The organism is Pseudomonas sp. CROZ-RG-20F-R04-15, from assembly GCF_022662375.1.
In the GTDB taxonomy this organism is placed as follows: domain Bacteria; phylum Pseudomonadota; class Gammaproteobacteria; order Pseudomonadales; family Pseudomonadaceae; genus Aquipseudomonas.
In genome coordinates, this window is sequence record NZ_JAKNQL010000011.1 from 132,839 (window position 1) to 148,379 (window position 15,541).

Genomic DNA, 15,541 nt, shown 5'->3' on the forward strand with positions numbered 1-15,541 from the left:
AAACCGGCCTGTCGACCTGGCCCGTTCAAATCTTGAGCGGGCTACGGTGCAAGGCTTTATGCCTTGGCCTTGACGCCCTGATCCAGCGGCTTCGGCGCGTTGCCATCACCATAGGTCTTCAGGTTCTGCAGGACATAGATGGCTTTCTTGAACTCGGGAATCAGACTTTTGCCGTAGGCGTTACCATTAAGACCGTTAGTCTGGATGGCATCGAGTTGGGTGGCAAAATACTCCAGTGCGTTGAATTTGGCATCGATATCTTTCGTCACTCCAAAACGGTCGAACTTGTCCCCGGCGTTCTTCAACGTAAAGGAAGTGATTTCGGAGATAAGCCCGCGGCTACGGAGAAGTTCGCTCAGATTGCCCAATTGCTTGACCGAGACGTTCGCCGGATCGAAACCCTTGATTGCCTTGCGCAGGCCCTGCTTATCCATTTCGGCGGTATTCAGCGCGGTGGGATTGTTACCGACCAGGGTGAGCATCTGTTGCACTTTGACGCTCTGGGACACTTGTTTCTTTGCACCGGTGTCGCGTACCAGAATTCCTGCCTTGGCTTCCCAGCCGCCGACAATACCGATCGTCATGAAAAGACTCCCTGCGAAATGACCTGAAAATATCCGTGATGAACGGCATTAATGGGCGCGAGTATCGGCGGGCGAACTGATGGCACCAAGCTGTTTCTGCACTTTTTTACAATTCTTGTACATTCTCGATACAAAGGCCCAATGCCCTATAAAGCCTGTCCGAGAGCTGTCATGACAATGAAATGAAAATCGCGTTTTCACACGTGCGCATACGCTGATCCGTTTCTTTGTATCGGACTTGATACCGACCAGTCATCGGCACCTGCACTTTTTAGGACGTGAGTACCTAAAGCTTCCCGGCACAGCGACGATACGCTGTGGATACCCGCATTGTTTTACCCCTGCCCCCTAATAAGAAACGCTGCTCAAGGACCGGTCTCCATGCCCGCATTCCGTACTATTTCGGCTCGCTACACGCTGTTTCTGGTTCTGTTCATCCTGTTGTTGTCGGTGTTGACCGTGGTCGGCATCAGCCAATTGGTCGCCCCCAAACTGCGTCAAACCGAAGAACAGGTGGTCCTCAACCGAATCGCCGAAGTCGCCGAGCAGATTCAGGGCGAGTTGAACAAAGTGCAGGCGCAACAGCGCAGCATCACCCAGACCATCCCGCTGCTCGACAGCGCCGCCATCGACACGGTGCTGCCAGGCCTGGTCGATCAGTACGGCGAGTTGAAGGTCTTCGGCGGCGGGATCTGGCCACTGCCGGGGCAGCGAGAGGCCGGGCGCAACAAATTCAGTACGTTCTGGCACCGCGATGCTTCGGGCAAACTGGCGGTGAACACCTTTTGGAACAGCGACGCGGCGCCCAACTATTACGACCAGAGCTGGTACAAGGGCGGCATGGCCACACCGCGTGGCCAATGTGCCTGGGCGGCGGCATACAAAGATGACGCGAGTGCCGAGCCGCGCACCAACTGCGCCATGGCCATCCAGAAAAACGGCAGCGCCTGGGGCGTGTCGACCATCGACGTCACCCTCGGCTTTTTCAACGATCTGGTGGCACGCAAGGAAAAAGACCTCAACGCCGAAATGCTCATTGTCGAAGCTGACGGCAAGATCATCAGTAACAGTTCGCGCATCAGTGGCCCGATCGTGCTGAAGAACATCAGCGAACTGGCCGGCACCTCAACCTTTGCCAGCCAGGTCAAAGCCGGCCTGCAAAACCGCGATCAGGCGCAGCGCGTCGAATTCGATAACAACGGTGAGGCCAGCACCTTTTTCATGCGTCCGATTGAAGGCACGCCGTGGTTCCTCGCCACTGCCCTGCCGACGAAAATGCTCACGGCGCAACGTGATGACGTCCTCAGCACCTTGAGCCTGTTGCAGATTCCACTGGTGATCCTGCTGGTGCTGTTGCAGGTCTATGCGATTCGCCAGTTGGTGCAGCGCATGAAAGCGTTGAAAGCCAACATCGACCTGCTGTCCAGCGGCGATGCCGACCTGACCCGGCGCATCACCATTCGCGCCGAAGACGAGCTCGGTGCCATTGGCCATTCGGTGAACACCTTCATCGCCTATCTGCAAAATATGATCGGCGAAGTCACCCAGGCCACCGGGGCCATGGCGTCCAGCCTCGACAATCTGCAACGTACCTCGGCACACACCAGCCAGATCCTGCTGCGTCACGCTTCGGAAACCGACCAGACCGTTACCGCCATCACCGAAATGAGTTCGACGGCAGAAAGCGTGGCGCAGAACGCCGCTGAAACCGCCGCTTTCACCCAGCGCGCCAATGAAAACGCCGACCGTTCCCGGGTGGTGGTGGGCGAAGCGACCAACAGTGTCGTGGCGCTGATCGATGAAGTCGCCAGCGCTACACATAAAGTCGAAAACATGCAGCAGGACGCCCAGCGCATCACCGAGATTCTCGGGGTGATCGGCGCGATTGCCGGGCAGACCAACCTGCTGGCGCTCAACGCCGCCATTGAAGCAGCACGCGCCGGTGAACAGGGCCGGGGTTTTGCCGTGGTCGCCGATGAAGTCCGCGCCCTCGCCGCCCGCACCCAGGCCAGCACTTCGGAAATCAACGAAATGTTGACGCGTCTGACGCAGGGTGTGAGCTCGTCGGTCAGTGCCATGGAAAACACCCAGGCCAGCTGTCAGTCTGCCGCCGACGCCACCGCGCGGGTCAACTCCGGTCTGGATGAAATGGCCGGTTCCGTCAGTCACATCAACAGCCTTAGCACCCAGATCGCCACCGCTGCCGAGCAGCAAAGCGCGGTGACCGAAGAGATCAACCGCAGCATGGTGCAGATCCGCCACATGGTCGATGAGCTGGTGCAGAGCGGCAAAGCCAGCGAGCTCAACACCCACCAGTTGCTCGAGGCCAACAGCCGGGTGAGCGCGATCATGGGACGTTTCAAAGTCCGCTGATTCATGCAGGGATTTCTGCCAATCAGATAACCCCTGTGGGAGCGAGCCTGCTCGCGAAAGCGTCCTTTCAGTCACTGCATCCAGTGCCTGACACACTGCCTTCGCGAGCAGGCTCGCTCCCACAGGGTTCGATGGCGTTCACACCATTGCCACCTGACAACTTTGTCATCTCGCGCTCAGCAACCTGTCAGCGTTGATCTACGATCATCCTGCCAATCCCTCTTGCAACAACTGGAAACATTGCGTTGATGCCCGGCGGAAAAAACCGGTCAAAATGCCTGCTTTCCGATCGCCACCCGAGCCGAGAATCCGTTATGCGAACCCACCTGCGTCTGGCCGCCCTGAGCGTCCTGTTCATTTCCTCCCTGGCCCAGGCCGCCGATCTGATCCCGATCGAAGTCCATCGTGACGCCAATTGCGGCTGCTGCAAAAAATGGATCAGCCACCTCGAAGCCAACGGCTTCAAAGTCGAAGACCACGTTGAAAGCGACATGAGCAGCTTCAAGCAACAACATGGCGTACCGCCGCGTCTGGCCTCGTGCCACACCGCAATCATCAATGGCAAATTCGTTGAAGGCCACGTGCCCGCTGAACAAGTGCTGGCCCTGAGCAAGCGCGATGACCTGCTCGGCGTCGCCGCACCGGGTATGCCGATGGGTTCGCCGGGCATGGAGATGGACGGCATGAGCGATGCTTATCAAGTGATCGGCCTGAAAAAGGACGGCGCTGATGTGGTGGTGGCGGACTACCCGGCCCATTGATCGGCGCGGCTTACTTCGGGCTGTTCTTTGCCGCGTTCGGTGCAGCGACATTGTTGCCGCTGCAGTCCGAGGCATTATTGGTCGGTTTGATCGTCAGCGAACGCTACTGGCTGTGGGGATTGCTGGCCGCCGCAACGCTGGGCAATGTACTGGGCTCACTGACCAACTGGTGGCTGGGTTGCCGGCTCGAGCGATTTCAGGATCGACGCTGGTTTCCGATCAGCGCCGGACACATGGCCACCTCGCGCAAGCATTACGAGCGCTATGGCCACTGGTCGTTGCTGCTCAGTTGGGTGCCGATCATCGGCGATCCCCTGACGCTGATTGCCGGCGTCATGCGCGAACCGCTCGGGCGCTTTCTGTTGATTGTCACCCTGGCCAAAGGTGCACGCTATGGCGTGCTGGCCGTGCTCACGCTGGGCTGGTTCGGTTGAACGATCAGGCGCGGGGATTGCCTGTGTTTAACGTCGGCATAATCCAGCCGTTCCAGCATCGGCCGATTTCAAACGGAGTTTGACCTTATGTCTGTCACGTTTTCCCGTTGGCTCCCCTCCCTGCTCCTCTGCGCCGCCCTGCCCTTGTCTGCGCAGGCTGCCGCGCCAGCCGCAGCAACGCCCGAGGGCCCGGCTTACGGCCCGGAACTGCAAGGTTTCGAATACCCTTACACGCTTAAACACTTTACCTTCCAGTCTCAGGGCAAATCCCTGCAGATGGGTTACATGGACGTCGCCGCTCATGGCAAAGCCAATGGCCGCACCGTGGTGCTGATGCATGGCAAGAATTTTTGCGCAGCGACCTGGGACAGTTCGATCAAGGCCTTGAGCGAGGCCGGTTACCGGGTGGTCGCACCGGATCAGATCGGCTTCTGCACATCGAGCAAACCGGACAACTATCAATACAGCTTCCAGCAACTGGCGACCAACACCCAGCAGTTACTCAAGGCGCTGGGCATTCAAAAAGCCACACTGCTCGGCCATTCCACCGGCGGCATGCTCGCCACCCGTTATGCCTTGCTGTTCCCCGAGCAGGTCGAGCAACTGGCGCTGGTCAATCCGATCGGCCTGGAAGACTGGAAAGCCCTCGGCGTGCCTTACCGCACGGTAGATCAGTGGTATCAGCGCGAACTGAAAGTCAGCGCCCAAGGCATTCGTGATTACGAACGCAGCACCTACTACGATGGCCGCTGGAAACCGGAGTTCGACCGCTGGGTGGATATGCTCGCCGGCCTGAGCAAAGGCCCGGGCAAAACCCAGGTGGCCTGGAACTCGGCGCTGATCTACGACATGATTTTCACCCAGCCGGTGTACTACGAGTTCAAGGACCTGAAGATGCCGACCCTGCTGCTGATCGGCACCTCCGACACCACCGCCATCGGCAAGGACCTCGCGCCACCTGAGGTAAAAGCCAAAATCGGCCATTACGAGGTGCTTGGCAAACAAGTGGCCAAGCTGATCCCGCAGTCGACGCTGGTGGAATTTCCCGGCATGGGCCACGCGCCACAAATGGAAGAGCCGGCGCAATTCCACAAAGCCCTGCTCGGCTGGCTGAATACATCCAATCCCGTTCGTTGATGAGGTAAGGCTGATGGCGGTGCAGATTGCAATGATCGATGACTGGCAGGACGTGGCCCGCGACGTGGTCGACTGGTCAGTGCTCGATAGCCTTGGGCAAGTGACGTTCGAGCACGATTACCCGGCCGACAACGCGACACTGGCCGAGCGTCTCGGCCGCTATCAGGTGATCTGTGTGATGCGCGAGCGCACGCGGTTCGATGAAGACCTGCTCAAGCGCTTGCCCAATCTCGAATTGCTGGTCACTGGCGGCATGCGCAACGCGGCGCTGGACATGCAGGCCGCAGCAAAGCTGGGCATCAAGGTTTGCGGCACCGACAGCTACAAGCATGCTGCGCCAGAGTTGACCTGGGCGTTGATCATGGCAGCGACGCGCAATCTGGTGAATGAAGCCAACTCCCTGCGCGCAGGCCATTGGCAGCAAGGTCTGGGCGGCGATCTACATGGCAAGACCCTCGGCATTCTCGGCCTGGGCAGCATTGGCCAGCGCGTCGCGCAATTCGGCCAGGTGTTCGGCATGCGAGTGATCGCCTGGAGCGAAAATCTTACGGCCGAACGGGCGGAACAGGTCGGTGTGACTTATGTCAGCAAACAAGAGCTGTTCGAGCAGGCCGATGTGCTGTCGGTGCATCTGGTGCTCAGCGAGCGCAGTCGCGGCCTGGTCGATGCGCAGGCGCTGGGCTGGATGAAACCGACGGCCGTGCTGGTCAACACAGCCCGCGGGCCGATTGTCGATGAAGCCGCGCTGATCAAGGCGTTGCAGAAACAGCAGATCGCCGGGGCCGCGCTGGACGTGTACGAGCAGGAACCGCTGCCGGCCATGCACCCGTTTCGCACATTGGACAACGTATTGGCGACGCCGCATGTGGGGTATGTCAGTCGGCAGAACTATGAACAGTTCTTTTCGCAGATGATCGAGGATATTCAGGCTTGGTCTGCCGGGGAGCCGGTTCGCCTGTTGAACTGAGACCTTCATGAATACGGTGGTGTAGCGACCATTGCTTTCGCGAGCAGGCTCGCTCCCACAGGGGATCTTCAGTGGGCAGAAAATCTGTTCCCGGCACAGATCCAATGTGGGAGCGAGCCTGCTCGCGAGGGGGCACTCACTGTCCGCTCACCAACAAACTGCCCGCACCACAACAGTGCAAGCGCCCTCCCAGCTAGCACAATATTGTGACTACCCAGTCACCGTTTTAGCCCTTCCTCGTAAAAAAACCTGCACTTCGTCGGTGCGTTTACCCCGCCAAAGCACGGTTGCCGTTAACGGCAAACCGATTGTCGAACAATTTACCCATTTGCTCTGGCCCGCTCTAGGATCTGGCCTAGACTGGTTTTTTCGGGGTACGACCTGTCGGTCACATTGCGGAAAAAAACTCGAAACTTTTGCCCAAAGCGGCGGGTCATCTGAAAGGCAGGGCCAAAGCGACTGGTGCAATCCTTGCAACGGCTTCTACACCCATTCTGCTTGCGCGTGTTGGGTAGCGTTTGCTCACCGATGCGTGGCGCGTTTGCGCCCGGCCACAGGATGTGGCCATGGACATCACTTGTTTCAGACAAGAATCAGATCAACAAAACGGGAGTTACATATGATCAGTGCGGCATTGGATATTCAGGGAGAGCGTGCTCAGCAGTCAGTAGGCGAATCGAGCACCGTCAGTGTTCCCGGCAGCCGACAGATCAACGTCCCCGGCACCAAAACGCTGACTCCGGTAGCGAGCCAGAACCCGAACAAAAAGAAAGTGCTGTTCGTCACCTCGGAAATCGCCGATCTGGTGAAAACCGGTGGTCTGGGTGACGTCTCCGCTGCCCTGCCCCGCGCCATGGCCCATCTGCACGATGTGCGCGTGCTGATCCCCGGTTATCCGCAAGTGATGCACAGCGAGAACCCGATCCACATCATCGGCGAACTCGGTGGCCACGCAGCGCTGCCGCCGTGCAAGATCGGCCGCATGGACATGCCTGACGGTCTGGTCATCTACGTGTTGATCTGCCCGGAACTCTACGAGCGCGAAGGCTCGCCCTACGGCGCCAACAACGGTCGCGACTGGCCGGACAACCACATTCGTTTCGCCCGCCTCGGTCTGGCAGCTGCCGACATCGCCGCCAACCTCGCGCAAATTCACTGGTGCCCGGATCTGGTGCACGCCCATGACTGGCCGGCCGGTCTGGCCCCGGCTTATATGCACTGGCGCGGGCAGCGCACGCCGACCCTGTTCACCATTCACAACCTCGCTTATCAAGGCGTCACCAGCCTCGGTTCCTGCCCTGAGCTGGGAATTCCCAACCATGCCCTGCAACAGGAAGGCATGGAGTTCTACGGCAAGATGTCGTTCCTCAAGGCCGGCATGGCCTATTCGAGCCACATCACCACGGTCAGCGCGACTTATGCGCAGGAAATCACTACCCCGGATTTCGGCTGCGGCCTCGATGGTTTTCTCGCCGCCAAGACCCAGCAAGGCTTGCTCAGCGGTATCCCCAACGGCATCGACGAGAGTTGGGACGCCGCCACCGATCCGCACCTGTTCGCACCGTTTGCCATTGGTGACTGGGAAGGCAAAGCGGTCAACGCCGCCCATGTCCGCGACCTGTTCGAACTGAATGACTCCGAAGGTCCGTTGTTCGCCGTGGTCTCCCGCCTGGTCTATCAAAAAGGACTCGACCTGACGATCGCGGTATCCGAGTACATCGTTGAAAGCGGCGGCCAGATTGCGATCATCGGTCGCGGCGAACCGGAAGAAGAGCAAGCCATGCGTGAACTGGCGCTGCGCTTCCCCGGCCAGATCGGCGTGCGCATCGGTTTCAATGAAACCGATGCCCGCCGCATGTTCGCCGGCAGCGACTTCCTGCTGATGCCTTCGCGTTACGAGCCTTGCGGTTTGAGCCAGATGTACGCCCAGCGCTTCGGCTCGCTGCCGGTGGCGCGCAACACTGGCGGGCTGGCCGACACCATTGAAAACGGCGTCACCGGTTTTCTCTTCGATGAATCCACCGCCGAAAGCTATCAGGAAGCCCTGAGCCGCGCGTTCAAGGTTTTCGCTTTTCCCGAACTGCTCAATGCCATGCGTTGCCGGGCGATGGCGGCGCCGTTCAACTGGTGCAAAGCGGTTGAACCGTACGCCGAACTCTACGAACGACTGGTGGCCAAGGCACTGGGTAAAACGCACCACAAGTAACCAGGGAGGTTGGCTACGATGCCGTTACGGTCTACTGAAAACTGGCCCCACGGCGCGATAATGCTGGACGCCGAACACACACAGTTCGCGCTGTGGGCGCCGGATGCTTTTTACGTCAGTGTCGAACTGGAAAACGGCCAGTCGCTGCCAATGCTGTCTCAGGCGGACGGCTGGTTTGTGATCAAGGCCCGTTGCCCGGCGGGCACCCGCTACCGCTACAACATCGACGGCGAACTGGAGGTGCCCGACCCGGCCTCCAGAGCACAGGATGGTGATCTCGACCGCCACAGCGTGGTGGTCGATCCGCTGAGCTATCAATGGCGACACAGTGCCTGGCACGGTCGGCCGTGGAGCGAAGCGGTGATCTACGAGTTGCACGTCGGTGCGCTCGGCGGTTTCGCTGAAGTCGAACAACATCTGGCGCGCCTCGCGGGCCTGGGCATCACCGCCATCGAACTGATGCCGCTGGCGCAGTTCCCCGGCGAACGCAATTGGGGCTACGACGGTGTTTTGCCCTACGCACCGCAAGCCTCCTACGGCACGCCGGAACAACTAAAGCACTTGATCGACAGTGCCCACGGCCACGGTCTGGCGGTCATTCTTGATGTGGTCTACAACCACTTCGGTCCCGACGGCAATTACCTGCACCGTTACGCCAAAGGCTTTTTCCGCGAGGACAAACACACACCGTGGGGCGCGGCGATCGATTTTCGCCGCAGCGAAGTTCGCGAATTCTTTATCGAAAATGCGCTCATGTGGTTGCTCGAATACCGCTTCGACGGTTTGCGCCTGGATGCGGTGCATGCCATCGAAGACCCGGATTTCCTCACCGAGATGGCCCAGCGAATCCGCCAGCAGATCGACCCGACACGGCATGTCTGGCTGACCGTGGAGAACGAGCTGAACCAGTCGAGCCTGCTCGAATACGATTACGACGCGCAATGGAACGATGACGGCCATAACGCCCTGCACGTGCTGCTCACCGGCGAAACCGACGCCTATTACGCCGACTACGCCGCACAACCCACCGAACAATTGGTGCGCTGTTTGAGTCAGGGATTTGTCTTCCAGGGGCACATTACCCGCCATGGCGAGCCACGTGGCGAACCGAGCGAGCATCTGCCATCGACGGCATTCGTGCTGTTTCTGCAGAACCACGACCAGATCGGCAACCGTGCGTTCGGCGAGCGCCTGCATCATCTGGCCGATCCGCGTGCCGTGCAGGCAGCGACCGTGCTGTTGCTGCTGTCACCGATGATTCCGCTGATGTTCATGGGCGACGAGTTCGCCGCCGAGCAGCCGTTCCTGTTTTTCACCAGTCACCACGGCGAACTGGCGGAATTGGTGCGAGAAGGTCGACGCAATGAATTCGCCGCGTTTAGCGCCTTCACCGATCCGCACAAGCGCGAGCAGATTCCCGACCCGAATGCGGAAAAAACCTTCCATGCCTCACAGCCAAGGTTGATCGGTCATGGCAGCGCAAAACAGCAGGAAACCCTCGCGCTGTACCAAAAGCTCCTGCAGTTTCGCCATCAATACATCATTCCCCATCTGTCCGGCACGCAAGCGCTCGGCGCCCATATGCTCGGTCACGGCGCGGTCAGTGCGCGCTGGCGTCTGGGCAATGGCAGCGAGCTGCGAATTGACCTGAACCTCAGCGACACGCCAGTGGTCAACCCTGCACAGACCGACGCTGTGTGGCTGTTTCAACAGCCGCCCGCCGTCGTCTCGGATTCGGGCCAACTGCCCGCGTATTGCGCGCTTGTCAGCCTCACGGCCGCAACCCCTTTGCAACCTCTGGATGGAGAGCGCCTATGAGCGATGCGCAACTGGAAATTCTTGCAAGCCGCGCCGGCATCGCCGTCGACTGGATCGACGCCAATGGTCGCCAGCAAAAAGTCGCCCCGGCGGTGCTGCGCAATGTTCTGATCGGCCTCGGCCACCCTGCCAGCACGGCGCAGGAAATCGACGCCAGCCTGCTGGAACTGCAAGCGGTACAACAAGATCGCCATCTGCCGCCGCTGCTGACCAGCGACGTCGGCGTCGGCCTCGATCTGGCGCGCTATTTCGCGCCTGAGACTCCCTGCGAAATCCACCTTGAAGACGGCTCGCGCTTGAACCTCAAACTGGATAGCGAAGCGGTGTTGCCGGGGCTGATTCCGGTCGGCTATCAACAAGTGCACATTGCCGATCAGTACTTCACCCTGGCCGTGGCGCCCGAGCGCTGCTTCAGCGTCGGCGATGCGGTCGATAATCCGATCCCGCGCGCCTGGGGCCTGAGTGTGCAGCTGTATTCCCTGCGCCGCCCAGGCGATGGCGGTTTTGGCGACACCCAAGCGCTGGAAGAACTGGTTCGTGTAGCGGGTGAACGCGGTGCCGACGCACTGGCAATCAGCCCGCTGCACGCCATGTTCAGCGCCGATACCGGGCGCTACAGCCCTTATTCGCCGTCCAGTCGGCTATTCCTCAACTCTCTGTACGCCGCACCGGGCGCGATTCTCGGTGAGCGTGCTTTGCGCGATGCCATCGACGCGGCAGGTCTGGCCGAACAGTTCGCGCAACTCGAAGACTTGAAACTGATCGACTGGCCGAGCGCCGCCGACACCAAGCAAAAGCTCCTGCAAGCGTTGTATGAAGGGTTCGTTGCCGGTGACCACCCGCTGCACCCGGACTTCGCCAGTTTCCGCCATGCCGGTGGCGAAGCACTGGAAAACCATTGCCGGTTCGAAGCGATTCAGGAAATGCGCGCCGCCCGTGGCGAAAACCTCGACTGGCGCCAGTGGCCGGAACACTGGCACGACCCGCGTGGTGCTGCGCTGGAAGCGTTTGCCGAGGAATACGCCGAACGCATCGGCTATTTCGCTTTTTGCCAGTGGCTAATCCACCGTTGTCTGGAACGCGCGCAAACCGCTGCACGCAGTGCCGGCATGGGCATTGGCCTGATCGCCGATCTGGCAGTGGGTGCCGACGGCGCCGGCAGTCAGGCCTGGAGTTTTCAGGACGAATTGCTCGCCTCGCTCACCGTCGGTGCGCCGCCGGACATTCTCAATCGCTCGGGCCAGGGCTGGGGCATTTCCGCGTTTTCCCCGGAAGGCCTGATCCGCAATGGCTTCCGTGCCTTCATCGACATGCTGCGCGCCAACTTCGCCCACGCCGGCGGTTTGCGCATCGACCATGTCATGGGCCTGCAACGTTTGTGGGTGATCCCCAACGGCGCCATCCCGGCCGATGGCGCGTATCTGTATTACCCGGTCGATGACATGCTGCGCTTGCTGACCCTTGAATCCCATCGCCATCAGGCCATTGTCCTCGGCGAAGACCTCGGCACCGTGCCCGATGGCCTGCGCGAGAAACTCATCGCCCGTTCGATGCTGGGCATGCGCGTGTTGCTCTTCGAACAGGACAACACCTTTTTCAAACCGATTCTGGATTGGCCGGACAACGCACTGGCAACCACCAGCACTCACGATCTGCCGACGCTCAACGGCTGGTGGCATGGCCGTGACATCGACTGGAACGCGCGGCTGGGTTTTGTCGATGCCAACGGCGAAATCGAATGGCGCCAGCACCGCCAGCGTGAGCGCGAAGGTTTGCGCAGCGCGCTCAGCCAGGATCCGCAGAATTTTCGCGAGGAGTCCCACGAGGCCGATCAAGTGGTCGACGCCGCCGTACGCTTCCTCGGCCACACCCGCGCGCCGCTGGTGCTGTTACCGCTGGAAGATGCGCTGGGCATCAATGAACAGGCGAATCTGCCGGGCACCATCGACACCCATCCAAACTGGTCGCGGCGCTTGCCCGGCACCAGTGAGGCGCTACTCGACGGCGCCGATGCGGCGCGACGTCTGGAGTTACTGGCCTGCGCGCGTCTTCAGGCAGCCGAGCGTGACCAATGAATCAATCGCTCATCCAGCCCTTGCGCGCGACCTTGCGTCTGCAATTTCATAAAGGTTTCACCCTCGAACACGCGGTGCCCTTGGTGCCGTACTTTGCCCGGCTCGGCATCAGCCACATTTACGCCTCGCCGCTGCTCGCGGCGCGGGCCGGTTCCATGCATGGTTACGATGTGGTCGACCCGACCCAGGTCAACCCCGAGCTCGGCGGCGAAGCGGCATTACGGCGCCTGGTCGGCACCCTGCGCGAACACAACATGGGGCTGATCCTCGACATTGTCTCCAACCACATGGCCGTCGGCGGCAACGACAATCCGTGGTGGCTCGACCTGCTGGAATGGGGACGGCTGAGCCCTTACGGCGAGTTCTTCGACATTCAATGGCACTCGCCCGACCCGTTAATGGAGGGCCAGTTGTTGCTGCCATTTCTTGGCAGCGATTACGGCGTCGCGCTGCAGGAAGGCACGCTGAAACTGCGTTTCAACCCCGACACCGGCAGCTTTTACGTCGAGCACTACGATCATCACTTCCCGATCTGCCCGAACGATTACGGTGAATTGCTCAAATCCGCGGAAGCGCTGAAGCCTTTAGCCGATCGCTTCAGCACCCTCAGCTATCAAACCGATGCCCACTCGCTGGCGATTCCGTTGCAAGAAGAATTGCGGCAACTGGCGGCGGATCCGTCAATCGCTGAAGCCATTGAACACAACCTCAAGCACTTCGACTCAACCAGCGAAGAAGGCTTCCACACACTGCATGCGTTGTTGGAGCGCCAGAGCTATCGCCTTGCCAGTTGGCGCACCGCCGCAGATGACATCAACTGGCGGCGCTTTTTCGACATCAACGAGCTCGGTGGGCTGCGCGTTGAACGCCCAGCGGTGTTCGAGGCCACCCACGGCAAGATCTTCCAGTTGATCGCCGAAGGTCTGGTCGACGGTTTGCGCATCGACCACATCGACGGCCTCGCCGACCCGCGCGGCTACTGCCGCAAACTGCGCCGCCGCGTTGATCTGCTGGCACCCGGCAGGCACTTGCCGATCTACGTCGAGAAGATCCTCGGCGCCGGCGAAACCCTGCACCGCGACTGGGCGGTGGACGGCACCACCGGTTATGAATTCATGAATCAGCTATCGCTGCTGCAACACGATCCCGATGGAGAATACGTACTCGGTGATCTCTGGCAACGGCGCACCGAACGCCCGGCCGCCTTCATCGAAGAGGCACAACTGGCGCGCCAGCAGATCCTCAACGGCTCTCTCGCCAGTGACTGCGAAAGTGTCGCTCAGGCGCTGCTGCAAGTTGCCCGCGACGACCTGATGACCCGTGACCTGACGCTCGGCGCGATCCGCCGGGTGTTGCAGGCGTTGATCGTGCACTTCCCGGTGTATCGCACTTACATCAGCGCCATGGGTCGCTCGACGCAGGACGAGGTGTTTTTCCAGCAGGCCATGGACGGTGCCCGACCAACACTGAGCGAAGCCGACTGGCCGGTGCTTGATTGCGTCGCTGCCTGGCTCGGCGGCACACCCTGGCGGCACAAACCGCGCGGGCGCTCACGGAAGATTCTCAAACATGCCTGCGTGCGTTTTCAGCAACTGACTTCACCGGCGGCGGCCAAAGCCGTGGAGGACACCGCGCTGTATCGCTCGGCGGTGCTGCTGTCGCGCAATGACGTCGGCTACAACACCGAACAGTTCAGCGCGCCGGTCAGCGACTTTCATGCGGTCAATCAGCAACGGTTGAATGAATTTCCCGACAACTTGCTGGCCACCGCGACCCACGATCACAAACGCGGCGAAGACACCCGCGCACGGCTGGCCGTGCTCAGTGAACGCAGCCATTGGTACGCCGAGCAGATCGAATTGTGGCGCGCCCTCGCCCGACCGGTGCGGGTTGACGATCAACTGCCGTCAAGCGGTGATGAGCTGATTCTCTACCAAGCGTTGCTCGGCAGTTGGCCGCTGCATCTGCGCGAAGACGATCAGTCCGGGTTCGCCGATTACGCCAAGCGCATCTGGCAATGGCAGCAGAAAGCCCTGCGCGAAGCCAAGCTGCAAAGCAGTTGGAGTGCGCCCAACGAAGCCTATGAAAACGCCGCGCAGGCATTCACCGAAAAACTCCTTACCGGTGAGGAAGGCGAACTGCTGCGCGCCGCACTGAGCAAGACGGTCAACAGCATCGCCGCTGCCGGCGCCCTCAATGGTTTGGCGCAAACCTTGCTGCGCATGACCGTGCCGGGGGTGCCGGATCTGTATCAAGGCAACGAGTTCTGGGACTTCAGCCTGGTTGATCCGGACAACCGCCGGCCGGTGGATTACGCCGCTCGCGAACGAGCTTTGCAGGAGCCATTGCCACCTGTGGAGTTGCTGGCGAACTGGCGTGACGGGCGCATCAAGCAAGCCTTGATCGCCCAGGTGCTGAACCTGCGCGCCGAGCACGCCGAGCTGTTTCGGCGTGGCACCTACCAGCCCTTGGAGGTACTGGGCAATCAGGCGCACAACGTGCTCGCGTTTGCCCGCGAACATGAGGGCAAGCAGGCCATCGTGATCGTGCCGATCCGTTGCGCCACGCTGCTGGAAAACAGTGCTGTACCTCAGGTCGATGCGCTGCGCTGGGGCGATACGCGGGTGATTTTACCGTTCGCCGCCTCTGAGACAAACCTGAAGGGACTTTTTTCAAGCAGCGCAGTCACAAAAAACAGGGAGCTGAATATCAGCGACGCGCTGGGGGATGTCCCGGTCAATCTCTTTATCCAACACTTAACGTAAGCACGAGTTCAGTTCAGGAGCATTGCGATGAGTACCGACGATAAACGCATTCGCGAATTCGCCTATCAAATCTGGGAATCGGAAGGTCAGCCTGACGGTCAGGAAGCGCGCCACTGGGAGATGGCGCGCAAACTGGCTGAAGCCGAGGCGCTGGCCCCGAAGAAGCCACCGAAAGCGGCAGGCAGCAAAACCGCTGGCAAGACTGCCGAAACCAAGGCGCCGGCCGCCAAACCGAAACCTGCGGCGAAAGCCAAGCCCGCCAGCGCCGCCAAAGTGATTCCCCCGGGCGAAAAAGCCACCGAGAAAAAGCCTCGAGCGCCAAAGAAGCCTTCGGCGATCTGACGCTTACCGGAAATATGAATTGAATGACCGTGTGGCGGGTTCGCTCGCCACCGAGGGTTCACTCGCCCTGAATAAATAC

General features: G+C 60.3%; 11 protein-coding genes. 10 read left to right on the forward strand and 1 reads right to left on the reverse strand.

Annotation, left to right across the window (positions count from 1 at the left end; all coding sequences use genetic code 11):
• Positions 1-56: 56 nt before the first annotated feature.
• Positions 57-584: a hypothetical protein gene (locus tag L8H52_RS17915; RefSeq protein ID WP_242208033.1), complete on the reverse strand. Its 528-nt coding sequence runs from the start codon at positions 582-584 to the stop codon at positions 57-59.
• 381 nt (positions 585-965) lie between these two features.
• Between L8H52_RS17915 and L8H52_RS17920 the strand changes: the two genes are divergently transcribed.
• The 10 genes from L8H52_RS17920 (at position 966) to L8H52_RS17965 (ending at position 15,462) form a co-directional block, all read left to right on the forward strand.
• The gene (locus L8H52_RS17920; RefSeq protein ID WP_242208032.1) at positions 966-2,957 is read left to right on the forward strand and encodes a methyl-accepting chemotaxis protein; all 1,992 of its coding nucleotides are present in this window, start codon (positions 966-968) and stop codon (positions 2,955-2,957) included.
• 314 nt (positions 2,958-3,271) lie between these two features.
• Entirely contained in the window at positions 3,272-3,718 is a 447-nt protein-coding gene (locus L8H52_RS17925) for a DUF411 domain-containing protein (RefSeq protein ID WP_242208031.1), read from the forward strand.
• Positions 3,718-4,152 carry a YqaA family protein gene (locus L8H52_RS17930; RefSeq protein WP_242208132.1) on the forward strand — a complete coding sequence of 145 codons (435 nt, stop codon included), beginning with the start codon at positions 3,718-3,720 and terminating at the stop codon, positions 4,150-4,152. Before L8H52_RS17925 ends, L8H52_RS17930 begins: the two co-directional genes overlap by 1 nt.
• Before the next feature lie 87 nt (positions 4,153-4,239).
• The gene (locus tag L8H52_RS17935) at positions 4,240-5,289 is read left to right on the forward strand and encodes an alpha/beta hydrolase (protein WP_242208030.1); all 1,050 of its coding nucleotides are present in this window, start codon (positions 4,240-4,242) and stop codon (positions 5,287-5,289) included.
• Positions 5,290-5,302: 13 nt separating this feature from the next.
• On the forward strand, positions 5,303-6,256 hold the full coding sequence (locus tag L8H52_RS17940) for a D-2-hydroxyacid dehydrogenase family protein (protein ID WP_242208029.1): 954 nt from the start codon (positions 5,303-5,305) through the stop codon (positions 6,254-6,256).
• Positions 6,257-6,875: 619 nt separating this feature from the next.
• A complete protein-coding gene (gene glgA / locus L8H52_RS17945; protein ID WP_242208028.1) occupies positions 6,876-8,462 on the forward strand; it encodes a glycogen synthase GlgA in 1,587 nt (528 codons plus the stop codon).
• An 18-nt stretch (positions 8,463-8,480) separates the two neighbouring features.
• Entirely contained in the window at positions 8,481-10,280 is a 1,800-nt protein-coding gene (treZ, locus tag L8H52_RS17950; protein ID WP_242208027.1) for a malto-oligosyltrehalose trehalohydrolase, read from the forward strand.
• Positions 10,277-12,355, forward strand: a complete 2,079-nt coding sequence (malQ, locus tag L8H52_RS17955; protein WP_242208026.1) for a 4-alpha-glucanotransferase — start codon at positions 10,277-10,279, stop codon at positions 12,353-12,355. The genes treZ and malQ overlap by 4 nt, the downstream gene beginning before the upstream one ends.
• The gene (locus tag L8H52_RS17960) at positions 12,352-15,120 is read left to right on the forward strand and encodes a malto-oligosyltrehalose synthase (protein ID WP_242208025.1); all 2,769 of its coding nucleotides are present in this window, start codon (positions 12,352-12,354) and stop codon (positions 15,118-15,120) included. Before malQ ends, L8H52_RS17960 begins: the two co-directional genes overlap by 4 nt.
• Positions 15,121-15,147: 27 nt before the next feature.
• Positions 15,148-15,462, forward strand: coding sequence for a DUF2934 domain-containing protein (locus L8H52_RS17965; RefSeq protein ID WP_242208024.1), 315 nt, complete (start codon positions 15,148-15,150; stop codon positions 15,460-15,462).
• Positions 15,463-15,541 lie beyond the last annotated feature (79 nt).